General features: G+C 70.4%; 25 protein-coding genes. 10 read left to right on the plus strand and 15 right to left on the minus strand.

The window, feature by feature from the left end; translation table 11 throughout:
* Window positions 1-41 precede the first annotated feature (41 nt).
* The 4 genes from HZ992_RS16135 to HZ992_RS16150 all read right to left on the minus strand — a co-directional run bounded on the left by HZ992_RS16135 (window position 42) and on the right by HZ992_RS16150 (window position 5,088).
* Complete coding sequence (locus HZ992_RS16135; RefSeq protein WP_209382855.1) at window positions 42-836, minus strand: FAD binding domain-containing protein; 795 nt, start codon at window positions 834-836, stop codon at window positions 42-44.
* Window positions 837-848: 12 nt separating this feature from the next.
* Entirely contained in the window at window positions 849-3,215 is a 2,367-nt protein-coding gene (locus HZ992_RS16140) for a xanthine dehydrogenase family protein molybdopterin-binding subunit (RefSeq protein ID WP_245213064.1), read from the minus strand.
* Between the two features lie 11 nt (window positions 3,216-3,226).
* Complete coding sequence (locus HZ992_RS16145) at window positions 3,227-3,715, minus strand: (2Fe-2S)-binding protein (RefSeq protein WP_245213065.1); 489 nt, start codon at window positions 3,713-3,715, stop codon at window positions 3,227-3,229.
* A gap of 185 nt (window positions 3,716-3,900) precedes the next feature.
* Entirely contained in the window at window positions 3,901-5,088 is a 1,188-nt protein-coding gene (locus tag HZ992_RS16150; protein WP_209382857.1) for an MFS transporter, read from the minus strand.
* Between the two features lie 103 nt (window positions 5,089-5,191).
* On the opposite strand from HZ992_RS16150, the gene HZ992_RS16155 reads away from it, so the two are divergent.
* Window positions 5,192-6,061, plus strand: a complete 870-nt coding sequence (locus HZ992_RS16155; RefSeq protein ID WP_209382858.1) for a DUF6920 family protein — start codon at window positions 5,192-5,194, stop codon at window positions 6,059-6,061.
* Between the two features lie 7 nt (window positions 6,062-6,068).
* Here the strand turns inward: HZ992_RS16155 and HZ992_RS16160 are convergent, their stop codons facing one another.
* Genes HZ992_RS16160 through HZ992_RS16175 form a run of 4 tightly spaced genes read right to left on the minus strand, consistent with a single transcriptional unit; the run spans window position 6,069 to window position 9,121 of the window.
* The gene (locus HZ992_RS16160) at window positions 6,069-6,866 is read right to left on the minus strand and encodes a molybdate ABC transporter substrate-binding protein (RefSeq protein ID WP_209382859.1); all 798 of its coding nucleotides are present in this window, start codon (window positions 6,864-6,866) and stop codon (window positions 6,069-6,071) included.
* A 4-nt stretch (window positions 6,867-6,870) separates the two neighbouring features.
* Window positions 6,871-7,728, minus strand: coding sequence for an ABC transporter substrate-binding protein (locus HZ992_RS16165; RefSeq protein WP_209382860.1), 858 nt, complete (start codon window positions 7,726-7,728; stop codon window positions 6,871-6,873).
* Complete coding sequence (locus HZ992_RS16170) at window positions 7,713-8,411, minus strand: ABC transporter ATP-binding protein (RefSeq protein WP_209382861.1); 699 nt, start codon at window positions 8,409-8,411, stop codon at window positions 7,713-7,715. Before HZ992_RS16170 ends, HZ992_RS16165 begins: the two co-directional genes overlap by 16 nt.
* Window positions 8,408-9,121, minus strand: a complete 714-nt coding sequence (locus HZ992_RS16175) for an ABC transporter permease (protein WP_209382862.1) — start codon at window positions 9,119-9,121, stop codon at window positions 8,408-8,410. The genes HZ992_RS16170 and HZ992_RS16175 overlap by 4 nt, the downstream gene beginning before the upstream one ends.
* 65 nt (window positions 9,122-9,186) lie before the next feature.
* Here HZ992_RS16175 and HZ992_RS16180 point away from each other — a divergent pair, with 65 nt between their 5' ends.
* Window positions 9,187-10,293: a substrate-binding domain-containing protein gene (locus HZ992_RS16180; RefSeq protein ID WP_209382863.1), complete on the plus strand. Its 1,107-nt coding sequence runs from the start codon at window positions 9,187-9,189 to the stop codon at window positions 10,291-10,293.
* Here the strand turns inward: HZ992_RS16180 and HZ992_RS16185 are convergent.
* Entirely contained in the window at window positions 10,263-11,468 is a 1,206-nt protein-coding gene (locus tag HZ992_RS16185; protein WP_209382864.1) for an alkane 1-monooxygenase, read from the minus strand. The two genes, HZ992_RS16180 and HZ992_RS16185, sit on opposite strands and share 31 nt — an antisense overlap.
* Before the next feature lie 13 nt (window positions 11,469-11,481).
* Window positions 11,482-12,708 (minus strand): selenoneine synthase SenA, encoded by a 1,227-nt coding sequence (gene senA, locus HZ992_RS16190; protein ID WP_371816740.1) that lies wholly within the window; start codon window positions 12,706-12,708, stop codon window positions 11,482-11,484.
* Between the two features lie 83 nt (window positions 12,709-12,791).
* Between senA and HZ992_RS25815 the strand changes: the two genes are divergently transcribed.
* A complete protein-coding gene (locus tag HZ992_RS25815; protein WP_245213067.1) occupies window positions 12,792-13,205 on the plus strand; it encodes a DUF3717 domain-containing protein in 414 nt (137 codons plus the stop codon).
* Window positions 13,202-14,590: an MATE family efflux transporter gene (locus HZ992_RS16195; RefSeq protein WP_245213068.1), complete on the plus strand. Its 1,389-nt coding sequence runs from the start codon at window positions 13,202-13,204 to the stop codon at window positions 14,588-14,590. Before HZ992_RS25815 ends, HZ992_RS16195 begins: the two co-directional genes overlap by 4 nt.
* On the opposite strand, the gene HZ992_RS16200 is transcribed toward HZ992_RS16195, so the two are convergent.
* The 3 genes from HZ992_RS16200 to HZ992_RS16210 form a co-directional block, all read right to left on the minus strand.
* Window positions 14,565-16,001, minus strand: coding sequence for an RNB domain-containing ribonuclease (locus tag HZ992_RS16200; RefSeq protein WP_371816741.1), 1,437 nt, complete (start codon window positions 15,999-16,001; stop codon window positions 14,565-14,567). The genes HZ992_RS16195 and HZ992_RS16200 overlap by 26 nt on opposite strands.
* A 107-nt stretch (window positions 16,002-16,108) precedes the next feature.
* The gene (locus HZ992_RS16205; RefSeq protein WP_209382866.1) at window positions 16,109-16,330 is read right to left on the minus strand and encodes a CsbD family protein; all 222 of its coding nucleotides are present in this window, start codon (window positions 16,328-16,330) and stop codon (window positions 16,109-16,111) included.
* Window positions 16,331-16,393: 63 nt separating this feature from the next.
* Window positions 16,394-16,708 (minus strand): BON domain-containing protein, encoded by a 315-nt coding sequence (locus tag HZ992_RS16210; protein ID WP_209382867.1) that lies wholly within the window; start codon window positions 16,706-16,708, stop codon window positions 16,394-16,396.
* Window positions 16,709-17,023: 315 nt separating this feature from the next.
* Between HZ992_RS16210 and HZ992_RS16215 the strand changes: the two genes are divergently transcribed.
* Window positions 17,024-17,467: a YciI family protein gene (locus HZ992_RS16215; protein WP_209382868.1), complete on the plus strand. Its 444-nt coding sequence runs from the start codon at window positions 17,024-17,026 to the stop codon at window positions 17,465-17,467.
* Here HZ992_RS16215 and ybaK read toward each other — a convergent pair.
* The gene (gene ybaK / locus HZ992_RS16220; protein WP_209382869.1) at window positions 17,464-17,952 is read right to left on the minus strand and encodes a Cys-tRNA(Pro) deacylase; all 489 of its coding nucleotides are present in this window, start codon (window positions 17,950-17,952) and stop codon (window positions 17,464-17,466) included. The genes HZ992_RS16215 and ybaK overlap by 4 nt on opposite strands.
* 40 nt (window positions 17,953-17,992) lie before the next feature.
* Here ybaK and HZ992_RS16225 point away from each other — a divergent pair, with 40 nt between their 5' ends.
* Genes HZ992_RS16225 through HZ992_RS16235 form a run of 3 tightly spaced genes read left to right on the plus strand, consistent with a single transcriptional unit; the run spans window position 17,993 to window position 21,190 of the window.
* The gene (locus HZ992_RS16225) at window positions 17,993-18,856 is read left to right on the plus strand and encodes an alpha/beta hydrolase fold domain-containing protein (RefSeq protein WP_209382870.1); all 864 of its coding nucleotides are present in this window, start codon (window positions 17,993-17,995) and stop codon (window positions 18,854-18,856) included.
* Window positions 18,857-18,900: 44 nt separating this feature from the next.
* A complete protein-coding gene (locus tag HZ992_RS16230; RefSeq protein ID WP_209382871.1) occupies window positions 18,901-20,118 on the plus strand; it encodes a lanthionine synthetase C family protein in 1,218 nt (405 codons plus the stop codon).
* Window positions 20,119-20,137: 19 nt separating this feature from the next.
* Window positions 20,138-21,190, plus strand: coding sequence for a DUF2332 domain-containing protein (locus HZ992_RS16235; protein ID WP_209382872.1), 1,053 nt, complete (start codon window positions 20,138-20,140; stop codon window positions 21,188-21,190).
* Between the two features lie 19 nt (window positions 21,191-21,209).
* Here the strand turns inward: HZ992_RS16235 and HZ992_RS16240 are convergent, their stop codons facing one another.
* Complete coding sequence (locus tag HZ992_RS16240) at window positions 21,210-22,280, minus strand: aldo/keto reductase (protein ID WP_209382873.1); 1,071 nt, start codon at window positions 22,278-22,280, stop codon at window positions 21,210-21,212.
* A gap of 235 nt (window positions 22,281-22,515) precedes the next feature.
* Between HZ992_RS16240 and HZ992_RS16245 the strand changes: the two genes are divergently transcribed.
* Together HZ992_RS16245 and HZ992_RS16250 are read left to right on the plus strand one after the other, a co-directional pair.
* Window positions 22,516-23,238, plus strand: a complete 723-nt coding sequence (locus HZ992_RS16245; RefSeq protein WP_209382874.1) for a class I SAM-dependent methyltransferase — start codon at window positions 22,516-22,518, stop codon at window positions 23,236-23,238.
* Window positions 23,235-23,780: a DUF4256 domain-containing protein gene (locus HZ992_RS16250; protein ID WP_209382875.1), complete on the plus strand. Its 546-nt coding sequence runs from the start codon at window positions 23,235-23,237 to the stop codon at window positions 23,778-23,780. Before HZ992_RS16245 ends, HZ992_RS16250 begins: the two co-directional genes overlap by 4 nt.
* Window positions 23,781-23,800: the final 20 nt, after the last annotated feature.

Here is a 23,800-nt window from a genome sequence, read left to right on the forward strand (position 1 = left end):
TCGTCGGTCTGCCGGCCCGTCACCGGCGCCGGCAGTGGGCCTCAGCGCGCCAAGACCACGGCGACCGCGCGCGAGGCCATCACGCTGATCATCGCGGCGCGGTAGGCGGCCGAACCGTGCAGGTCGCCGTTCAGGCCGTCGGCGCTCACCTTCACCGCCTTCGCGGCTTCCGGCGTGAAGCTCTTGGCCAGCGCGTCCTCGATCGGCTTGCAGCGGAACACGCTGCCTGCCGCGCCGGTGACGGCCACGCGCACGCCGGCCGAGGTCTGCGCGACGAACACGCCGACCAGCGCGAAGCGCGAGGCCGGCTGCTTGTACTTGATGTACGCGGCCTTGGTGACACTCGGGAAGCTCACCGAGACGATCAGCTCGCCCGGCTTGAGCGCGGTCTCGTACAGGCCGGTGAAGAAGCTGTCGCCGGAGATCGTGCGCTGGTTCGTCTTGATGGTCGCGCCGAGGCCGACGATGCCCGCCGGGTAGCAGGCCGCCGGGTCGGCGTTGGCGATCGAGCCGCCGATGGTGCCCATGTTGCGCACCATCTGGTCGCCGATGCCGCCGGCCAGTTCGGCCAGCGCCGGCACGGCCTTCTTGACGTCGGCCGAGGCGGCCACCGCCGCATGGGTGGTCATCGCGCCGATGACGACGTTGCTGCCCTCCATGCAGATGCCCTTGAGCTCGGCCACGCCGCCGAGGTCGACGAGGCGTTCGCTGGACGACAGGCGCAGCTTCATCGCCTGCACCAGGCTCTGGCCGCCGGCCAGGTAGCGCGTGTCGCCCTGGAAGGCCGAGGCCGCGGCCGAAGCGCTGTTCGGGCGCTGGTAGTCGAAGGTGTACATGTGTGCGTCTCCTCAGGCGTTCTTGTGGGCGGCGCGCCAGACGCGTTCGGCCGTGGCCGGCATGGCCAGGTCCTTCACGCCCAGGGCATCGGTCAGCGCGTTCATGAAGGCCGGCGGCGAACCGATCGCACCGGCCTCGCCGCAACCCTTCACACCCAGCGGGTTGTGCGTGCAGGGCGTGACGGTGTGGTCGACCGTGAAGTTCGGCAGGTCGTCGGCGCGCGGCATCGTGTAGTCCATGTACGTCCCGGTCAGCAGCTGGCCGGATTCGGGATCGTACACACAAGCCTCCATCATTGCCTGGCCCAGGCCTTGGGCCAGGCCGCCGTGCACCTGGCCGGAAACGATCATCGGGTTGACGATGTTGCCGAAGTCGTCGACCGCGGTGAAACGCTCGACGCGCGTCTTGCCGGTGTCGGGGTCGACCTCGACCTCGCAGACATAGGTGCCCGAGGGGTAGGTGAAGTTGGTCGGGTCGTAGAAGGCGTTCTCGTTCAGGCCCGGCTCCAGCTTGTCCAGCGGGTAGTTGTGCGGCACGTAGGCGGTCAGCGCCACCGAGCCGAACGGCACCTTCTTGTCGGTGCCCTTCACCTTGAACTCGCCGTTGTCGAACTCGATGTCGGTGTCGGCCGCTTCGAGCAGGTGGGCGGCGATCTTCTTGCCCTTGGCGATGATCTTGTCGACCGCCTTGACGATGGCCGTGCCGCCGACCGACAGCGAGCGGCTGCCGTAGGTGCCCATGCCGAAGGGAACGCGGCCGGTATCGCCGTGCACGATCTCGACGTTGGCCACCGGGATGCCGAGCTTGGCCGCGACGACCTGCGCGAAGGTGGTCTCGTGGCCCTGGCCGTGGCTGTGCGAGCCGGTGAACACCGTCACCGTGCCGGTCGGGTGCACGCGCACCTCGCCGGCCTCGAACAGGCCAGCCCGTGCACCGAGCGCGCCGGCGATGTTCGACGGCGCCAGGCCGCAGGCCTCGATGTAGCAGCTGTAGCCCAGGCCGCGCAGCCGGCCCTTGGCGGCCGAGGCCGCCTTGCGCGCTGCAAAGCCGGCCACGTCGGCCAGCTGGATCGCCTTGTCGAGGTGGGCGGCGTAGTTGCCGGTGTCGTAGGTCAGGCCGACCGGCGTGGCGTACGGGAACTCGGTGATGAAGTTCTGCCGGCGCAGTTCGCCCGGATCGCGCTGCAGGTCACGCGCCGCCTGCTCGACGATGCGCTCGACCACGTAGGTGGCCTCGGGGCGGCCGGCGCCGCGGTAGGCGTCCACCGGCGCGGTGGTGGTGAACACCGCCTTCACGTTGCAGTAGATCGCCGGCGTCTTGTACTGGCCCGCCAGCAGCGTGGCGTACAGGATGGTCGGCACGCTCGACGCGAAGGTCGACAGGTAGGCGCCCATGTTGGCGATGGTGTCCACGCGCATGGCCAGGAAGTTGCCCTTCGCGTCCATCGCCAGCTCGACCTTGGTGTGGTGGTCGCGGCCGTGGGCGTCGGTCAGGAACGATTCGCTGCGCTCGGCGGTCCACTTGATCGGCCGGTTGACGCGCTTGCTCGCCCACACCAGCGCGGTCTCCTCGGCGTAGAGGAAGATCTTCGAGCCGAAGCCGCCGCCGACGTCGGGCGCGATCACCCGCACCTTCGACTCGGGCAGGCCGAGCACGAAGGCGCTCATCAGCAGCCGCTCGACGTGCGGGTTCTGGTTGGCCACGTACAGCGTGTAGCTGTCGTCATGCTTCGTGTACTGCGCGTTGGCCGCGCGCGGCTCCATCGCGTTGGGGATCAGCCGGTTGTTGACGAACTCCAGCGTGCTGACCTTCGCCGCCTGCTTGAAGGCCGCGTCCACCGCATCCTTGTTGCCGTGGCCCCAGTCGTAGCAGACGTTGTTCGGCACGTCGTCGTGCACCGCCGAGGCGGACTTGTCGGCCGTGGTGATGTCGATCACCGCGGGCAGCACGTCGTAGTCGACCTCGATCAGCTCGGAAGCGTCCTTGGCCTGCAGCGCAGTCTCGGCGACGATCAGCGCGACCTGGTCGCCGACGTGGCGCACCTTGCCCTGCGCCAGCACCGGGTGCGGCGGCTCCTTCATCGGCGAGCCGTCCTTGCTGTGGATCAGCCAGCCGCAGGGCAGCCCGCCGACCTTGGCTTCGGCGAGGTCGGCGCCGGTGAAGATCTGCACCACGCCCGGAGCCTTGGCGGCCTTGCTGATGTCGATCGACTTGATGCGCGCATGCGCATGCGGCGAACGCAGGAAGTGGCCGAAGCTCTGGCCGGGCAGCACCACGTCGTCGGTGTACTGGCCTGCACCGGTGAGGAAGCGGTAGTCCTCGCGGCGCAGCTGGGGCTGGCCGATCGGGCTCAGCGGGGGTTGGGACATGTCGGTCATGCAGTACTCCTTCAGACGGCGACGCCGGTGTTGCCGACCTTGCCGCTCTGGCACAGCTGGATCGACTTCACGATGTTGTGGTAGCCCGTGCAGCGGCAGATGTTGCCCTCCAGGCCTTCGCGGATCTCGGTCTCGCTGGCGTTCGGCTTGTCCTTCAGCAGGTTCACCGCCGACATCACCATGCCTGGCGTGCAGAAGCCGCATTGCAGGCCGTGGCATTCGCGGAAGGCGGACTGCATCGGGTGCAGCTCGCCGGCCTTCGACAGGCCCTCGATGGTCGTGACCTCGGCGCCTTGCGCCTGCACGGCCAGCATCGAGCAGGACTTCACCGCGCGGCCGTTCAGGTGCACGGTGCAGGCGCCGCACTGCGCGGTGTCGCAGCCCACGTGCGTGCCGGTCAGTTGCAGTTGCTCGCGGATCAGCTGCACGAGCAGCGTGCGCGGGTCGACGTTCGCCGTCACGGCTTTGCCGTTGACGGTCAGGGTGATGGGAACGCTCACGGGTGTCTCCTCGGTTGGCGGGCCACCGCCGGATAGGCGGTGTCGAGGCGCATTCTTCGAGCCGTGGCAAGCGATGCAAAGCGCAGGCGTTCCCTTATGAGCCTTCATGCATAGGCCCAGCCCACCGGGCGCCGGGCGTCACGGCCCTTGGCGAGGCGTTTCTGCGGACGCCGGCGACTGTTCTCTTATGGAGCAGTATCGGCCGGACGCAGCGCCACGAAGGCCAGCATCGCCGCCGCCGACAGCGCGGCGGCCAGAGCAAAGGCCGCCGCCGGCGACACCGTCCACAGCGCGCCGGCGATCAGCGAGGCCGGCAGGTAGAGCGTGCCGGTCACCAGGTTGTACAGGCCGATCGCGGTGGCGCGCCGCTGCGGCTCGAGGTCGGCGATGAAGGCGCGGCTCTGCGACTCCTCGATGGCGTAGAACACGCCGTACAGCGCGAACAGCGCCACCAGTTGCCAGCGTTCGCCGACGGCCAGCATGCCGAGGTTGACGAGGCCGTAGATCGCGTACCCGAGCAGCACGATGCGGGTGCGGCCCATGCGGTCGCCCAGTTTTCCGGCGAGCGGCGCGGCGATCACGCAGGTGGCGTTGAACAGCGCGTAGAGCAGCACCACACCCGACACGCCGAAGCCGAGCGCGTGCGCCTTCACGAGCAGGAAGCCAAGGCTGTAGTAGCCCAGCGCGAAGATCCCGGCCGGCACGAGGAATCGCCGGAACCCGGGACCGAGCGCATGCCAGCCCTGCCACAGGCTCTCGTGCGCACGCGGCGGCGCAGGGCGGTCGTCGAGCCGGGCCAGCACGGCGAGCGCCAGCACCGCCGGCACGAAGGCCACCCAGAACAGCGTCGCGTAGGTGGCGGCCGACTCGCCCAGCGCTGTGATCAGCGCCCAGGCCAGCAGCGGGCCGAGCACGGCACCGGACTTGTCGAGCGCCTTGTGCACGCCGAAGGCATAGCCGCGCGAGGCACCTTCGGCAATCGAGGCCAGCCAGGCATCGCGCGGAGGCCCGCGAAAGCCCTTGCCGAGCCGCTCGATGACGCGGAAGGCCGCCAGGTTGCCGACGGCCAGGCTGAGCAGCAGCATCGCCTTGGCCAGCGTCGAGAAGGCGTAGCCCGCCAGCGCCCAGGCCTTGCGCCTTCCGCTGCGATCCGACAGCCAGCCGGAGACCGCATTGAGCGAGGAAGCCGACAGGTCGGCCAGCCCCTCGATCAGCCCGAGCAGCGCCGCCGATGCGCCGGCCACCGTGGTGAACACCACCGCGAAGACCGAGAAGATCATCTCGGAGCTGATGTCGGTGAGCAGGCTCACCCAGCCCAGGCGCAGCACGTCGGGGTGAAGCGCGTGTCGGGAAGATTGTTCAGGGGGCGGCATCGCCGTTCAGGCTGAGGCCGCATCACGCCGCGACGCTTGCGCCCCGTCAATCCGGCAAGAGGAGCGGCTCGCAGAATTGGCCGCTCACGGACGGGGAACCTCGATGAGCGCATGGAAGTGGGTGGGCGCCGCAATCGGCCTGCTGGTGCTGGCGGGCTTCGGCCTGACGGCCTGGGGCAGCGCGCGCTGGAACGCCGCGGCGCGCGAGCTGATCGCCCGGCTCGACGCGGCCCGCACGCCGGCCGCCCCGGGCACGCCGACCCGCTACGACGCGCGCGAACTCGAGGGCCTGCCCGCCCCCGTGCAGCGCTACTTCCGCGCCGTGCTGAAGGACGGCCAGCCCATCGTCACGGCGGCGCGCGTCGAGCACACCGGCAGCTTCAACATGAGCGCGTCGGGCGAACAGTGGAAGCCTTTCACCTCGGTGCAGCATGTCGTCACGCGCCGCTCCGGTTTCGTGTGGGACGCGCGCATCGCCATGCTGCCGGGCCTCCCGGTGCACGTGCACGACGCCTACGTGGCGGGCGAGGGCCTGCTGCACGCGGCGATCGGCGGGCTCGTCACGATGGCCGACCTGCGTGGCGGCGGCGAGCTCGCGCGCGGCGAGCTGATGCGCTTCTTCGCCGAGGCCGCGTGGTACCCGACCGCCCTGCTGCCCAGCCAGGGCGTGCGCTGGGAAGCCGTCGACGACCGTTCGGCCCGCGCCACGCTGACCGATGGCGCGGCGCCGCTGACGCTGTTGTTCCGCTTCGACGCCGACGGCCTGATGGAATCGGTGCGCGCCGAGGCGCGCGGCCGCATGGTCGGCCAGGTGACGACGATGGCGCCCTGGGAGGGCCGATGGTCCGACTACCGCGTGCAGGACGGCCTGCGTGTGCCTTTCACCGGCGAGGTGGCGTGGCTGCTGCCCGAAGGCCGCAAGACCTACTGGCGCGGCACCATCACCACGCTCGCCTACGAATTCGCACCCTGATCGCCGCTCAGGGCGCGGCGAACCCGTGGCGGGCCAGCACGGCCTGGCCAGGTGCGGAGAGCAGGAACTGCACGAACTGCTTCGCGTCGTCCGGCGCGCCCTGCAGCACCGTGACGCCATAACTCGCGCTCACGTTCACTTCAGCCGGCACCTCGATGCGCTTGAGCGAAGGCTCCTCGCGCTGCGCGATCACCGCGTTCGTGCAGTAGGTGATGAACAGGTCGGCCGCGCCCGCCGCCATCAGTGCGCCGTAGGCACTGCGGTTGGCAGGCGGCGGCGGCGAGTTCGGGCCGCCGGTGAGCTGCAGCGCCTTCTCGCTCAACGTCTTGAAGGCTCCGGCGCGGCCCGACTTCTCGATGCGCTCGAACATCACCCAGGTGTAGTCGCCGGCCGGGTCGGCCTTGGGCACCGAGGTGCCCACGCGCACCGCCGGGTCGAGCAGCTTCGCCACCAGGGTGTCGGGCGTCGCATCGAAAGCCGGCGAGCCCAACGCGCACAGCCGGTTGCTTGCGAAAGCCTGCGGCGCCGCGGCCTTGCCCGCGGCGGCCAACGCCTGCGGATGCTCCATGTTCGCCGAGGCGAACACGTCGGCGCGCTCGCCAGCGACGAGGCGATCCTTCAGCAGGCCTGACGCGCCGAATCCGAGCGTGACCTTCCGCCCAGGCGACGCCGCTTCGTAGGCCTTGGCCACGTCGCCCAGCGCGGCGCGCAGGCTGCCAGCGGCGAGCACCTTGATCTCGGTGCCCTGCGCGGCGGCCAGCGCACCCATGCCGAGCGCCACTCCCATCACGACGAGACGCTTCATGGCGTCACTTGGCGCCGGCGTTCGGGAAGAACAGCTGCTCGCCGCCGATCTTGTATTCGGCGATCGAGGCCTGGCCCGCGGGCGAGACGACCCAGTCGGCGAAAGCCTGTGCCATGTCCTTCTTGACGTGCGGGTGCTTGGCCGGGTTCACGACGATCACGCCGTACTGGTTGAACAGGCGCTTGTCGCCCTCGACCAGGATGGCCAGTTCGCCGCGGTTCTTGAACGACAGCCAGGTGCCGCGGTCGGCCAGCACGTAGGCGTTGGTCGACGAGGCGATGTTCAGCGCCGGGCCCATGCCGCAGCCGCATTCCTTGTAGCCAGCCACCTTGCCCACCGGCCCGTCGACGCCGGCGGCCTTCCAGTAGCGCAATTCGGCGGCATGCGTGCCGCTCTTGTCGCCGCGCGAGACGAACTCGGACTTCGAGGCGCCGAGCTTCTTCAGCGCCTCGACGACGTCCCTGCCCTTGACGCCGGCCGGGTCGCTCTTCGGGCCAATGACGATGAAGTCGTTGTACATGACCGGGCGGCGCTCGATGCCGAAGCCTTCGGCGACGAACTTCTCCTCGGCCACCTGGTCGTGCACGAAGAGCACGTCGGCATCACCGCGGCGGCCCATGTCCAGCGCCTGGCCGGTGCCTTGCGCGACGACGCGGATGTCGATGCCGCTGGCCTTCTTGAAGGCCGGCAGCAGGTGCGCGAAGAGGCCCGACTGCTCGGTGCTCGTCGTCGACGACATGACGATGAACTTGTCCTGCGCCTGCGCGGCCAGCGGCAAGAGCGCCGTGGCGGCCAGGCCCAGCGCGAGGGCGCTGCGGCGGGTGAGTCGGGTCACGCGAGCGAGCTTCATTCGATGGTCCATGCCATTTCTCCTTTGAGGAACTGTTGTGCGCGGCCCTGCAGCCGGCCGTTGAAAAACTGCGCAGTCGGCAGGTCGGCGTGGACCTCGCCGTCCTCCAGGTAGACCACGCGGGAGGCCAGGCGCTTGGCCTGACCGAGGTTGTGGGTGCTCATCACCAGCGTCATGCCGTCGGCGGCGAAGCCGGCCAGCAGCGCCTCGACCTCGCGCTTGGCGGTCGGGTCCAGGCTGGCGGTGGGCTCGTCGAGGAAGAGCAGCGCCGGCTGCACCGCCCAGGCCCGCGCCAGTGCGAGTCGCTGCTGCTGGCCGCCCGACAGCGCACGCGCCGGCCGCTGCTCCAGGCCCTGCAGGGCGACGCGCTGCAGGGCGGCGGCCACACGTTCGTCCCACGACGCGCGCGGCACTTTGGCCAGCCACAGCGCCAGGCGCAGGTTGTTGCGCACCGACAGGCGCATCACGAAGGGGCGCTGGAACACCATCGCCTGACGGCCGACATCGGCGCCGAGGCTGATCGTTCCACGATGGCGCAGCATGCCGTGCATGGCGCGCAGCAGCGTCGTCTTGCCCGAGCCGTTGGGGCCGACCAGTGCCACGAACTCGCCGCGCGCCACGCCGAGCGACACACCCTTGAGCGCCTGCACCTCGCCGAAGCGCACCGCCAGGTCCTTCACTTCGATCAGGCTCATCGCACCCCCGCCAGTGCCGAGCCGTGGCCGCGCTGCGTCAGGCCGAGCAGCAGGTTGACGACGGCCACCACGCCGAGCAGCACGATGCCCAGCGCCATCGCCAGCGGCAGGTCGCCCTTGCTGGTCTCCAGCGCGATGGAGGTGGTCATCACGCGGGTGACGCCGTCGATGTTGCCGCCCACCACCATCACCGCGCCGACCTCGGCGATGGCACGGCCAAAGGCGGCGATCAGGATGGTCAGCACCGCCCAGCGGTCGTGCACCAGCATCAGCAGCGCGCAGGCGATCGGGCGCGCGCCCATCGAGCGCAGCTGGTCGCCGCCGTCGCGCAGCGAGTCGCCGACCAGCTGGCGCGTCAGCGCGGCGATCACCGGCAGCACCAGGATGGTCTGCGCGATCACCATCGCCGTGGGCGTGAACAGGATGCCCCAGCTGCCCAGCGGCCCGCTGCGCGAGAGCAGCAGGTACACCACCAGGCCGACCACCACCGAGGGCAGCGCCAGCAGCGTGTTCAGCCCGAGCACCGCCAGGCGGTGGCCGGGAAACTGCGCGACGGCCAGCCAGGCGCCGAGCGCGAGCCCGAATCCGGCGGCGACCAGGCAGGCCGTGCCGCTGACGGAGAGCGACAGCACGACGGTGTGGAGCAGGACGGGATCGGCATGGAAGATCAGGTCGACGGCGGTACGGACACTCTCGGCAAAGTCATTCATCCAACATCTCTCATACTCGCGTGGATTGTCCATGCCGATAGGCAACCACGACCATATGAACCGTCATGCATAGGGTGAGCCTCACCTACACGCTGGCCGGCCGCGAGCCGGCGCAGCGCGATCTGCACCACCCGCTGATGGCGCTGCTCGCCGCGGTGCACGACACCGGCTCGATCAGCGCCGCCGCGCGCCAGCTGCAGCTCTCGTACCGGCACGTCTGGGGCGAGCTCAAGCGCTGGGAAGGCGAGCTCGGCCAGACGCTGGTGGTCTGGGTGAAGGGCCAGCCGGCTCTGCTGTCGCCCTTCGGCGAGAAGTTGCTGTGGGCCGAACGCCGCGCTCAGGCGCGGCTGGCGCCGCAGATCGAGGCGCTGCGCAGCGAGCTCGAGCAGGCTTTCGCGATCGCCTTCGATGCCAGCGCGGGCGTGATCCCGATGACGGCTAGCCACGACGATGCACTGCCGCTGCTGCGCGCGCTGGCGCAGACGCAGCACAAGCTGCACCTGGACATCCAGTTCAGCGGCAGCGTCGATGCGCTGGCCGCGCTGAACGACGGCCGCTGCCTGATGGCGGGCTTCCATGCACTGACCGAGTCGCCGCTGCGCTCGCCCACCGCGAAGGTCTACCGGCCGATGCTCAAGCCCGGGCACCACAAGCTGGTGAGCTTCGCGCGGCGCACGCAGGGGCTGATGGTGGCGCCGGGCAACCCGCTGGGCATCGAATCGCTGGCCGACCTGTGCCGCGCGAACCTTCGCTTCGCCAACCGCTCGCGCGGCACCGGCACGCGCGTGGTGCTCGAAGAGCTGCTGGCGCAGCAGAAGATCGCGCCGGAGCGCATCGGCGGCTTCGAGACCACCGAGCCCTCGCACCGCGCCGCGGCCGAGGCGGTGGCCAGCGGCAGCGCCGACGCCAGCTTCGGCATCGAGGCCGCCGCCACGGCGCGCGGGCTGGATTTCGTGCCTCTGGCGCGCGAGCAGTACTTCCTCGTCACGCTGCAGCACGCGCTCGACCAGCCGCAGGTACAGACGCTGCTGTCGCTGCTGCGCAGCGAGGCGTGGCGCGCGCAGCTCAATGCCTTGCCGGGTTATGCCGCCGAAGGCAGCGGCGAGGTGCTCTCGCTGCGCCGCGTGCTGCCGTGGTGGAGCTACCGCAAGCCCAAGCGGGCGTCACCGTAACGCGCCTGCAGCCGCATGCGCGCGGCCGGGTCGATGTTGACCTTGCCCAGGTCGCCGCGCACATGCGGCAGCGCGAGCAGGCGTTCGTCCATCACGCGGAACCACAGCCACGGGAAGTAGGCCAGCGTGAACATGCCGAAGTAGCCGCTGGGCAGCTGCGGCACTTCCGCGAAGTGGCGCAGGCTCTGGTAGCGCCGCGAGGGGTTGGCGTGGTGGTCGGAGTGGCGCTGCAGATGGAACAACGCGAGGTTGGTCACCAGGTGGTTGGTGTTCCACGAATGGTGGGGCTGCGGCGCCTCGTACTGGCCGCTGGGCAGCTTGCCGCGCAGCAGCCCGTAATGCTCGACGTAGTTGGCCGAAGTGAGCTGCCACCACGCCACCAGGTTGTGCACGGCCAGGAACACGATCATCACCGGCCCGAAGGCAAGCAGCAGGCCGAGCTGCAGCACCGCCGTGATCGCATACGACTGCAGCATGGTGTTGCGCAGGCTCCAGGCACCGAAGCCGAGCGAGTGCAGCCGTTGCGATTCGAGCTGCCAGGCACGGCGGATACCGCCGGGCAGCTCGCGCAGCGCGAAGCGGTAGATGCTCTCGCCCATGCGGGCGCTGGCATGGTCTTCGGGCGTGGAGACCCAGCGGTGGTGGCCGCGGCCATGCTCCACCGTGAAGTGGCCATAGGCCGGCACCGCGAGGATCAGCCGCGCCAGCCACTGCTCGATGGCGTTGTGCTTGTGGCCGAGTTCGTGGCCGGTGGTCAGGCCCATGCCGGAGTTGGTGCCGGCCACGTAGGCGAGCACGAGCAGCGCCCACCACGGCAAGGCCTGCGTTCCGGCCCACCAGGCGCAGCCGATCAGCGTCAAGAAGTACAGCGGCACGGTGGCCCAGGTGAGCCAGCGGTAGTAGCGATCAGCCTCGAGCTGCGGCACCACGCCCTCGGGCGGGTTGTTGAGGTCTTCGCCGATCAGTGCGTCGAGCAGCGGCATCAGCACGTAGCCAGTGACGAGCGGCAGCGCCAGCGCGATCGGCTGGCCGGTCCACGCGTGCAGCGCGACACCGAGCAACGGCATCAGCGGGTAGACCACCGACAGCAGCCAGCCCAGGCGCTTGCCGTCGCGCCAGCTCACGGCCTGCCCGTCGGGGCCGGTGCCGGCGTAGGTGGCCGAGAGCAGGCCCATGGTGATCAGCGCGTCAGAGCGCGCAGCTTCTGAAGCCGCAGAACAGGTCGTCGCGTTCCGGGCTCTGGAAGTGCCGGAACTTGGCACTGCGCATGCGCCCGCGCGTCGCGAACGAGGCGCCGCGCAGCACCTTGTGCGAGCCGAAGGCGGCCTGCGAATAGTCGCGCTGCGGGCCTGGCACGAAACCGGGATAGGGGCGGAAGGTCGAGGCCGTCCACTCCCACACGTCGCCCCAGCGGAAGCCGCGGCTCGCGCCCTGGTGGGCGGCGGCTTCCCATTCCACTTCGCTGGGCAGGCGGCGGCCGGCCCAGCGGCACCAGGCATCGGCCTCGTGCCAGCTGACGTGCACGACCGGCTGCGCCATCGGCACGCGCATCAGCTTGCCCAGCCGCTGCTGCAGCACGCCATGGCGCAGCTGATCGACATGGCGCGGCGAGCGCCGGCCTTCGCGCTGCAGCCATTCCCAGGCCTGCGGATGCCAGAACTCGCGCGCGTCGTAGCCGCCGTCCTCGACGAACTCGGCGTACTGCGCCCAGGTCACCGGCTGCGCATCGATCTCGAACTCGGGCACCTCGACCTCGTGCACCCACTTCTCGTTGTCGAACACGAAGCCGCCCGGCTCGCAGCCCAGCGGCCAGCGCGTGGCCGGAAAGAGCAGCGGATCGCGCGCATTGATGGCCGCGGGCGCAGCCAGCAGCCCGGCATCGAAGCCCAGCGTCTGCGACATCTGCGCGAAGTGCTCGCAACGCATGTCTTCGTGGAACAGCGCGAGGCGGTAGAAGTACAGCGCGTCGTCGTCGTCCGCGGGGGTGGATTCGAGCAGGTCGAGGGTGGTCTCGAGCGTCTCGACGAGATACTGCTTGGTGGACTGCAGGTCGGGCAGCTCGAGCTTCCAGCGGCCGGCGTGCGACACCTCGGCGGGGTCGTAGCTGCGGTCGGCATCGGGCAGCACCGAGGGCAGGCGAGATTGCGTCGGGTCGCAGCGCGCGCCGCGCTGGCGCTGCACGTTGCGCGCGATCCAGCGCTCCTGGAACCAGCCGAGGTGGCCCAGCTCCCACAGCGGCGGGCTCAGGTCCTTCGCCTGCGGCACGTCGAGCTCGGGGGTGGACAGGGCCTGCTCGAAGGCGCCGATCCAGCGCAGCGTGTGGTTGCGCGAGTCCATCAGCGCGAGCGACAGGAGCTCACGGCCCGCGCGGCGCATGCGCGCGGAGTCGACGGACGGAGCTTCGATGTCGAGCACGGTGGGCCTCGGTGTGAAAGCCATTGTCGCACCGCCGCCGCGGCCTGCAAGCCCGGCGCCGGACTGCTATTCTTCCGCCCCCCATGGCCGCCCTGCACATCACCGACATCGAGGCCGCCATCAACTGGTGGCGCGCGCGCTCGCCCTCGATCGACGGCATCGTCGCCTGCCCCGAGGTGCGTGCCTTGGCCGAGGTCTACGGGCTGATGGTCTACCAGCACGAGCACGAGGTCGACGAAGACGCCATGCCGCCGAAGGCGCAAGACGCCTGGCTCGCCTGGTACCGCACCACGCCCGACGCGCCGTGCATCGCGATCTGCTCCACCAGCCAGGGCGACGACATCTGCAAGGGCTGCGGCCGCCGCTTCGACGAGGTGCAGAACTGGACGGTGATGACGCCGGGCGAGAAGCGCGTCACCTGGCGGCGCATCACGATGGAGGGCACGGCCTGGCGCTTCAACCGCTACGCCGAGCGCTCCGGCGAGGCGGCCAAGTGAGCCGCGCACGCGGCCTGGCCGACACCGCAAGACGCATCGCCCCGCTCGCCTGGCCGGTGTTCGTCGGGCAGGTGGCGGTGCTGGCCTTCGCGACCGTCGACACGATGATGGCGGCGCGCGCCGGCGGCACCGACCTCGCGGCGCTGGCCATCGGCGGTGCGGCCTACATCACGGTGTTCGTCGGGCTGATGGGCGTCGTGCTGGCGATCAGCCCGATCGCCGGGCAGCTCTACGGCGCGCAGCACTTCGAGGCCTGCGGTGCGCAGCTGCATCAGGCGATGTGGCTTGCGCTGGCTCTGTCGGTGCCGGGCTGCCTGGTGCTGCTGTTCCCGCAGCCCTTTCTTGACCTGGCACGTGCGCAGCCGGAGGTGGCAGTGAAGGTGCGCGGCCACCTCGCGGCGCTCGCCGTGGCCTTGCCGCCGGCGCTGCTCTTCACCGCCTTTCGCGGCTTCAACACCGCGGTGTCGCGGCCGAAGATCGTCATGCTGCTGCAGCTCTGCGCGCTGGCGCTGAAGGTGCCGCTGACAGCGCTGTTCGTGTTCGGCGGCGGCCCGATCACGGCGATGGGTGCGCCCGGCTGCGGCACCGCCACCGCGGTGTGCATGCTGCTGCAGTTCGGCGCGGTGTGGCTGATCCTCAAGCGCGACCCCTTCTATGCGCGCTTCCACATCGGCGAGCGCATCTCGCCGCCGCACCGCGGCAGCATCGCCGCCTTGATCCGGCTGGGCATCCCGATGGGCGGCTCGATCATGATCGAGGTGACCGGCTTCACCTTCATGGCCTTCTTCATCTCGCGCCTGGGCGCCACGCCGGTGGCCGGGCACCAGATCGCGGTGAACCTGGTGTCGCTGATGTTCATGATGCCGCTGGCCATCGCCAACGCCTCGAGCACGCTGGTGGCGCAACGCATCGGCGCGGGCGACCCCGGCGACGCGCACCGCATCGGCTGGAACGGGCTGGAGATCGGCGTGGCGATCTCGGCGGTGATGGGCGGCTTCGTCTACGTGTTTCGCGAGGCCATCCTCGGCCTGTACACGCGCGAGCCGGTCATCGTGGCGGCGGCGATGCCGCTGCTGGCCTGGGTGGCGGTGTTCCACATCGCCGATGCGGCGCAGGCGATCGCCGGCTTCGTGCTGCGCGCCTACCGCATCGCCGTGGTGCCGCTGGTCATCTACGCGCTGGCGATCTGGGGCGTGGGCCTGGCCGGCGGCTACGTGGTCGCCTTCAACGTCACCGGCCTCACGCCGCCGGCGCTGCTCGGCGCGGTCGGCATGTGGTCGACCGCGACCGCCGGGCTGGTGGTGGCCGCCGTCGGGATGTGCGGCTTCCTGGCGTGGATGATCCGCTCGCAGCGGAGCGTCAATCCGTCTGCACGAAGTCGATGAAACCCCGCTCGACGTCGGTCGACACGAGTTTGACGCGCAGCTTCTGACCCACGTCGATGTCGGGCACGCCTTCGGCCAGCCGGCCCTCTGCGGGCGGGCTGAAGATGCGCACCCAGCTGTCGCGCTCCGAGTGGCCGGTCACGATCGCGTCGAACGACTGCCCGACATGCGATTCGAGCAGCAGCGCGGCCTCGGACTTGCGCACCCGGCGCTCGACCTTCTGGGCGGCGTCTTCCTGCTGGGTGCAATGCTGCGCCAGCATCGCCAGTTCGGCCAGGCTGTAGGGCGGCGCCGTCCCGGCCAGCACGGCCTTGAGCATGCGCGAGGTGATCAGGTCCGGGAAGCGCCGGTTCGGCGCGGTGGAGTGGGTGTAGTCGCGCACGGCCAGGCCGAAGTGGCCGATCGGCGTGGCGCCGGGCTGCTCCACGACGTACTCGCCCGAGCCCATCAGCTTGACGATGACGAGCGACAGGTCCGGAAAGCGCAGCGGGTCGGCCCGGTGGCGGCGGGCCAGGAAGGCCTCGAGCGCGAGCGAGTCGGGCTGGCTCGGCAAGACCTCGCCATAACGCTTCGCGACCTCGGCGATGCGCAGCCAGCGCTCGGGCGAGCGCACGACACGCCGCAAGGACGCCCCACCGCTGTCTGCCAGGAAGCGGGCGGTGCAGGTGTTCGTCGCGATCATCAGCTCCTCGATCAGCTGGCGCGCCCGGTTCTGCACCTGCTGGCGGATGTCGACCACCTTCTCCCCGTCGAACAGGGCGCGGGGCTGGAAGGTCTCGAGCTCGAGCGAGCCCTGGGCATGGCGGCGCATGCGCAGGCGCTGCGCCACGTCGTCCTGCGCACGCAACTGCGCGTCCATGCCGGGCACGGCCTGCGCCGCCTCGGGCAGCGCGCCTTCGCCGTCGATCCAGGCAGACACCGCGTCGTAGGCCAGCTTCGCCTTGTTGTGCACCAGCGCCCGGCAGACCGCGGAGTGCGTCACCGAGGCGTCCGCGGCGACGGTCATCTCGGTGACGATGGCGAGCCGGTCCTGCCCCGGGTTCAGCGAAGTGAGGTCGGTGGACAGTCGCTCGGGGAGCATCGGGAACACCTTCGCCGACGTGTACACCGACGTGGTGTTGGCCAGCGCATGCGCATCGATGGCCGAGCCCTTGCGCACCAGCGAGTCGACGTCGGCCACGGCGACATGGACGCGCACGGCACCATCGGCGAGCACTTCGCAGGCGGTCAGCTGATCGAGGTCGAGCGAATCGTCGTTGTCGATCGAGCACCAGGGCAGCGCCCTGAGATCGCGAATGCGCGGATCGGTGTCGCGGCCCGGCCCATCGATCGCCTCGAGTTCCTTGCGCGCCGCGGCAGGAAACTCGGGCTCCAGCCCGCGCTCGGCCATCGCCGTGGTGGCGATGCGCACGAATCTCGGGCTCCAGCCCGCGCTCGGCCATCGCCGTGGTGGCGATGCGCACGAGATCGGAACGGCTGCCCCGCCGAGGGGCTCGCGTCGGGGGCGACACCGCGCGGCTACGACTTCTTGAACCAGCTGTCGCTGGCCTTGCGCTCCCACTCGGCCAGCTGCTTCTCGGCCTCGTCCTTGGCCACGCCGTAGCGCTCCTGGATCTTGCCGGCGAGCTGCTCGCGGCGGCCGGCGACGACGTCGAGGTCATCGTCGGTCAACTTGCCCCATTGTTCCTTGACCTTGCCGGTGATCTGCTTCCAGTCACCCTTGATGCGATCCCAGTTCATGGCGTTTCCTTGCTTGGAGGATTGGAGGACGGCGGGGGCGCGCGCGCCACCCGCCTTCGGGGCTCACGGCCGGATGGCGATTTCGTTCTTCACCGACTTCACGCCGTTGACCTTGCGCGCAATGGCCTCGGCGGTGCCCTTCTCGGTGCCGCTCTTGGCGAAGCCCGAGAGCATGACCGTGCCATTGAGCGTCTCGACACGGATGCTGGAGGCGTCGACTTCCTTGTTCTCGATGAAGCGGCTCTTGATCTGCGTGGTGATGGTGGCGTCATCGACATAGGCGCCGACGGTTTCCTGGCCACGAGTGACGGCGCAGCCGGCGGTGGCGAGAAGCGCCAGGGCGACGAGGCCGGCGGCGAATGAGTGGCGGGTGTTCATATCGGATCTCCTGTGAACGGTTGAAAATGACTTGCAGGACAGTCATCTGCAATCTAGGGCAGCGGCCGGCCGTTCTCAGTGCGGTATCGAACACAGTGCGCAATTGCCATTGAGCCGGCTCAATGTGAAGTCGTCCCCACCCGGCGACCCGATGGGCGCACGATCCGCGACGAGTTCGAGCGCGCCGGGTCGCCGAGCTGGCCGATGCTGCGGTACACGATGGAGCAAGATGCACGGGGCCGTGGTCCTGTCGAACTGACGGGCACTCGTTCGTCGTGGCCCTATCGAGACCACGCTACATCCGGAGGGCAAGCCATGCGATTCATCATCACGGCGCAGTCGAGTGCGGAGAGTTCGACGGCCGACCCGCAGCCGGAGTTCGATGCTGACCTCTTCAAGGCCTACATGCGCTTCAACGAAGAGATGCACCGGGCCGGCGTGCTGGTGGCGTCCGAAGGCCTCAACCCCGCTGCAAAAGGGGCCCGCGTCGCGGTGGCCCATGGCAAACGCTACCTCGTGGACGGCCCCTTCGCCGAGTCGAAGGAACTGGTCGGCGGCTTCTACCTCATCGAGGTGAGCTCGCTCGACGAGGCGATCCAATGGGCCTTGCGCGCGCCTTCCGGCTTCGGGAAGGACGACGTTCTGGAGATTCGCCAACTGACCGGCGCGGATGACCTGCCGCCCGAGATCCTCCAGCTCATCAGCGAGGCTGCGCCGACCTGGAGTGCCGCCGCCTGGCAATCGCGCAACGGGCGCTAGATGGCGCAGGCCACGGGCTTCGCGCCCAGCACCGACGTGAGCACGTTGGGCGGGATGCCGACGAGATACCCGCGCCGCCCGCCGTTGATGCAGATGCGCGGCAGCGCGAGCACGCTCTCTTCCACGTAGACCGGCATGGACTTGCGGGCGCCGAAGGGCGAGGTGCCGCCGACCTGGTAACCGCTGTGGCGCTGCGCCACCTCGGGTGTGCACGGCTCGACCGACTTGGCACCGATGGCGCGCGCCAGGTTCTTGGTGCTCACCTGCCTGTCGCCGTGCATCAGCACGATCAGCGGCTCGCGCTTGTCGTCCTGCATCACCAGCGTCTTGATCACCTCGTGCTCGCTCACGCCGAGCTGGCGCGACGATTCTTCCGTGCCGCCATGCTCGACGTACTCGTAGACATGTTCGGTGAAGACGATGCCGTGCCCGCGCAGCCATGCGGTGGCGGGCGTCTCGCTGACGTGCTTGTCTTTCCTGGCCATGGTCGGGCCGCATTTTCGCGGAAACGGGCTAGGCTCGCGCATGGACCGCTGCCGACCGACACGCCTGCTCGCCGCTGCCGGGCTCGGCCTGCTGCTTGCCGGCTGCGCCAACCTGGCGCCGCTGCGCGAGACGGATGCGGCCGGTGCGCTGGTGCCGTCGACGATGGAACTCGATGGCGCTCCCACCGCCGCGCAGTGGTACCTGCCGGCCGGCGAGGCCAACGCCCTGATCGTGCTGCAGCACGGCTTCACGCGGGCCTGCGGCCACCTGCGCGGCACGTCGCGGCAGCTGATGGCCGCCGGCTCGATGGTGCTGTGCCTCGACGCGCCAATGGCCGGCGGCAACCCCGCGCTGGCTGGCGAGCTGGCGCGCCAGCTCGCCGCGTTGCGCACGGCGCCCGATGGCCGCGCGCTGCCCGAACGAATCATCGTCGCCGGCCATTCCGCCGGCGCGGCGTTCGCCGCAGCGCTCGGTGCGGCGCTGGATCGGTTCGCGCCGGAACGCCTGGCCGGCACCCTGCTCTTCGATCCGGTGGCCACCGATCGTTTCGAGGCGGATCTGCGCGCGGTGTCCGCGGCCGGGCGGCGCCCGGTGTGGGCCGCGCTCGCGCCGCCGCACCGCTGCAACGCGATGTCCAACGCGCTGCCGGCCCTGCGCCGCATCCGCAGCGAGGCGCTGGCAGCACAGCGTGACGGCTTCGTCGGCGTGCGCCTCGGTGGCGCCGCGACGCACGCCGACATCGAGGGCGAAGACAGCGACGGCCTGGCCGCGCTCGCCTGCGGTCGGCCGCAGGCGGAACAGACGACGCAACTGCGTGCGCTCGCGCTGGCTTGGGCACGCTACCTTGCGCTCGGCCCAGGGCGGCGCACCCTCACGATCGAAGGCGCCCAGCCGATCGAGTGAGCATCGCTGGTAGTCTGCGCGCCGAAGCATCCGGAAGGCACGCCATGCTGTTCGACCCCACCCGCCACGAAACACTGCAGCCCCTGGCCTGGGACGAAGGCGCGTGCCGCGCCGCCATCCAGGCCATCGTCGACGACACCGAGCGGCACTTCTCGCCCGAACGCTACTGGCCGCCGCACCCGCGCGACATCGAGCCCGGCGACGACCTCTCGGTGCCGGGCACCTCGCTCTACTTCGGCGCCTGCGGCGTGATCTGGGCGCTGCAGCACCTGCAGTCGCTCGGCGCGGCGCGGCTCTCGCGCGACCCGGCCGAGGATCTCGACACGCTGCTCGAGCGCAGCCACGCGTGGCTGGCCGCGGTCGACGGCCGTGATGAAGTCGCCGCCTACCTGATGGGCGACCTGCCGATCCTGCTGCTCGCCCAGTGCCGGGCGCCGAGCGCCGAACGGGCCAACCGGCTCGCCGCGCTGATCGAGGGCAACCTCGATCACCCGAGCCGCGAGCTGATGTGGGGGGCGCCGGGCACGATGCTGGCGGCGTCGTTCCTGCACGATCTCGATGCGGATCCGCGCTGGGCCGAACTGTTCCGCCGCTCGGCCGAGCAACTGTGGTCGCAGCTCGAATGGTCGGACCGCCACGGCTGCGCGTTCTGGACGCAGGACCTCTACGGCCACCGCAGCACCTACCTCGACGCCGTGCACGGCTTCGTGGCCACCGCCAGCGTGCTGATCCGCGGCCGCCAGCTGCTCGATGCGGCGGCGTGGTCGGCGTGGCAGGAGTGCATCGTCAACACCGTGCAGCGCAGCGCGACGCGCGAGGGCGGGCTGGCGAACTGGCGCGTCTTCCTCGACGTGCCCGAGGGCACGACGCCGCGAATGCTGATGCAGTTCTGCCACGGCGCGCCGGGTTTCGTCGTCTGCCTCGCCGGCCTGCCGGACCCCGCGCTCGACGAGTTGCTGATCGCCGGCGGCGAGGCCACCTGGGCCGCCGGGCCGCTGGCCAAGGGCAGCAACCTGTGCCACGGCACGGCCGGCAACGGCTACGCCTTCCTCAAGCTCTACCGCCGCACCGGCAACGCACTGTGGCTGGATCGTGCGCGCGCCTTCGCGATGCATGCGCTGGCGCAGTCGCGCGCCGATGCGGCCGAGCACGGCCAGGGCCGGTATTCGCTGTGGACCGGCGACCCCGGCCTGGCGATCTACCTGTGGGCCTGCGTGCAGGGCACGGCCGACTATCCGACACTCGACGTCTTCTACGCCTGAGCCCCGCTCGCCCCGCACCATGCCGACAAGCGCCGCGCTGATCGAATCGTTTCGCGAGCAGGTGCGCTGGTGCGACAAGCTCGGCTCGCCCTTCACCGCACGGCTGCTCGAAGCCATGCTGCAGGACTGGCTCGATGCTGGCCCGATGCGCGCGCTGCTGCCGGCGTGGACCTTCGGCCCGCCCGCCACCGACCTGGTGCCGCTGCGCCTGGCCGGCGGCCTGCACGCGCTGGCGCTGTCGGGCCGCCACCCGGAACTCACCGCGCTCTACCCGCCCGCCGCAGCGCAGTTCGATGCCGAGGCGATCGTGCCGCTGCTGCGCCGCCTGCTCGTCGACGAGGCCGAGATGCTGCGCGGCTTTCTGGCCAGCGCCCCGCAGACCAACGAGACGCAGCGCAGCGCCGTGCTGATCGGCGGCTACGCAGCCATCGCAAAGGCCACCGGGCTGCCGCTGGCGCTGTGCGAGATCGGCGCGAGCGCGGGCCTGAACCTGCTGTGGGACCGCTTCCACTACCGCCTCGGCGCGCAGTGCTGGGGCGACGCGGCCAGCCCGGTGCAGATCGTCTCCGACTGGCGCGGCACGCCGCCCGCCCTGCCCGCGGCGATCGCGGTGGCCGAGCGGCGCGGCAACGACCTCATGCCGGTCGACCTGCGCGACCCGCAGGCGGTGCTGCGCCTGCGCGCCTACGTGTGGCCCGACCAGGCGGCGCGTGCCGCGCGGCTGCAGGGCGCGATCACGCTGGCGCAGCAGGGCCTGCCGCCGGTGGACGCCGGCGACGCCGCCGAATGGGTGGCGCGCCGGCTGGCCGAGCCGGCCGCGGGCGTGGCCACGGTGCTCGTGCATTCGGTGGTCTGGCAGTACCTGCCTTCGGCCACGCAGTCGAACATCGAATCCACGCTCGCCCAGGCCGGCGCGCGCGCCACGCGGGCCGCGCCACTGGCCTGGCTGCGCATGGAGTTCTACGACAGCGGCGCGCCGGCCGAGCTGCGGCTGACGCTGTGGCCGGGCGGCGAGGAGCGGGTGCTCGCGCGGGCCCATCCGCACGGCGAGTGGGCCGAGTGGCTCGACTAGCCGCGCGAGATCTCGCGTTTCACTGCGCTGGGTCGCGGTGCTTCCAGCGGATCGCGTCGATCTCGGCGAGCAGCTCCGGCGACAGCGTGGTGCCCCAGGCAGCGAGGTTCTCGTCGAGCTGCGCCTGGCTGGTCACGCCGATGATGGTGCTGGCCACGCGCCAGCTGCCGTAGCAGAAGGCCAGCGCCAGCTGCGCCGGCGTCAGGCCGTGGCGGCGCGCCAGCGCGTTGTACAGGCGTGCTGCCTCGATCGCCTCCGGCCGCGCCCAGCGCTGCTTCTTCATCGTGTCGAACATCGCCAGCCGGCCGGGCTGCTCGGCACCGTCCAGTCCGACCGTGTCGTACTTGCCGCTCAGCGCGCCGAAGGCCAGCGGCGAGTAGGCCAGCAGCGAGACCTGCAGGCGGTGCATCACCTCGTCCAGGCCGTTGTCGAGCGCGCGGCTGGTCAGCGCATAGGGGTTCTGCACCGTGGCCACGCGCGGCAGGTGGTGCTGCTCGGCCAGGCGCACGAACTCCGCCACGCCGTAGGGCGACTCGTTGGACAGGCCGATGTGGCGCACCTTGCCCGCCTTGACGAGCGTGGCCATCGCGTCGAGCTGCTCCTGGATGGACGAGACGGCGCGGTCTTTGGTCGGGTCGAAGTAGATCGCGCCGAAGCTCGGCACGTTGCGCGCCGGCCAGTGGATCTGGTAGAGGTCGATCACGTCGGTGCGCAGCCGCTTCAGGCTGTCGTCGCAGGCGCCGATGATGTCGGCCTTGGTGAGATCTGGGCTGCCGTTGCGCACCCAGTCCATGCCGCGCGCCGGGCCGGCCACCTTGGTGGCCAGCACCACCTTGCCGCGCGCACCGGGGCGGCTGGCGAACCAGTTGCCGATGATGGCCTCGGTGGCGCCGAAGGTCTCGCGCTTCGCGGGCACCGAGTACATCTCGGCGGTGTCGATGAAGTTGACGCCGCGTGCGAGCGCGTGGTCGAGGATGGCATGGGCCTGGCTTTCGGCGACCTGCTCGCCGAAGGTCATGGTGCCGAGGCAGATGGGGGTGACGCGCAGGTCGCTGCGGCCGAGGGGGCGGAGGGGGAGGGCTGAGGTCATGCGGACAAGTCTACGGGGTGGGCCGGGTGGGACGGCACGCATGCGGCGCATCTGGCAACATGGCCCCATCGAAGGTCGACCCTTGCCTCGCAGCGCTGAACTTCTCTGTGCTCGCGCTCGACCATTGCGCTACGCGCCATCGGAATTGTTCCGCCCCGTGGCGCAAGGCGGAGCGATGCCGTCTGAATTTTCGCTGGAGCCGACCCGACCGACCACCCACCCCAGCGAAGTCCCCATGGACCGCGACCAGATCAAATCCATCTTCGACCGCCAGGCCCCGACCTACGACCAGCAGTGGGCCAAGCTCTCCGCCCTTCGCGAGGGCCTGCACCTGCTGCTCGGCTCGGTGTTTGCCACGCTGCCGGCCCAGGCGCGCATCCTGTGCGTGGGCGCCGGCACGGGGGCCGAGATCCAGCACCTGGCTTTGCTCTTCCCGGGCTGGAGCTTCACCGCGGTGGAGCCATCGCCGGCCATGCTGAGCGCCTGCCGTGAGCGGGCCGAGTCGAACGGCTACGCGCAGCGCTGCCGCTTTCACGAGGGCTACCTCGATTCGCTGCCCACGGGCGAGCCCTTCGATGCGGCCACCTGCCTGCTCGTCTCGCAGTTCATCCTGGACCGGCCCGAGCGCGCGGCCTTCTTCCGCACCATCGCCGAACGCCTGCGGCCGGGCGGCCTGCTGGCGAGTGCCGACCTCGCGTCGGACCTGAGTTCGGCATCGCAGCGCAGCCTGCTCGAAGTCTGGTTCCGCACCATGGCCACCGCCGACCTGTCTGCCGAGGCGCTGCAGCGCATGCGTGATGCCTACGAGCGCGATGTCGCGGTCTTGCCGCCGGCGGAGGTGGAGGCGATCATCCGCGCCGGTGGCTTCGACACGCCGGTGCGCTTCTTCCAGGCCGGCCTCATGCACGCGTGGTTCTCCCGCGTGGCTCGCGACACACTGAACACCTCTTCGCCATGAACAAGACCGAACGCGATCAACTGCTGCGCACGCTGCGCAGCCGCTTCGAAGAGCACCCGGCACGCCATGCGGGCCTGGCCTGGGCGCAGGTGCTGGCCCGGCTCGACGCAGCGCCCGCCGCGCTGAAGACCCTCGCCGCGATGGAAGCCTCGGGCGGCGAGCCGGACGTGATCGGCGTGGACGCGGGCAGCGGCGAGCTGCTCTTCTGCGACTGCGCCGCCGAGAGCCCGAGCGGGCGCCGCAGCCTGTGCTTCGACGAGGATGCGCTGCACGCCCGCAAGGAGAACAAGCCCCAAGGCAGCGCCGCCGGCTTGGCGCAAGAGATGGGCGTCGAGCTGCTGTCGGAAGCGCAGTACCGCGCACTGCAGGAGCTCGGCGAGTTCGACCTCAAGACCTCGAGCTGGATCGCGACACCCGACGAGGTGCGCGCGCTCGGCGGCGCGCTGTTCGGAGACCGGCGCTACGGCCGCGTGTTCGTCTATCACAACGGGGCGCAGTCCTACTACGCCGCACGGGGCTTCCGCGCATTGCTGCGGGTGTGATCACTCGGCGAGGATCTTTC

Origin of the sequence: Rhizobacter sp. AJA081-3, assembly GCF_017795745.1 — a bacterium.
GTDB lineage: Bacteria > Pseudomonadota > Gammaproteobacteria > Burkholderiales > Burkholderiaceae_C > Piscinibacter.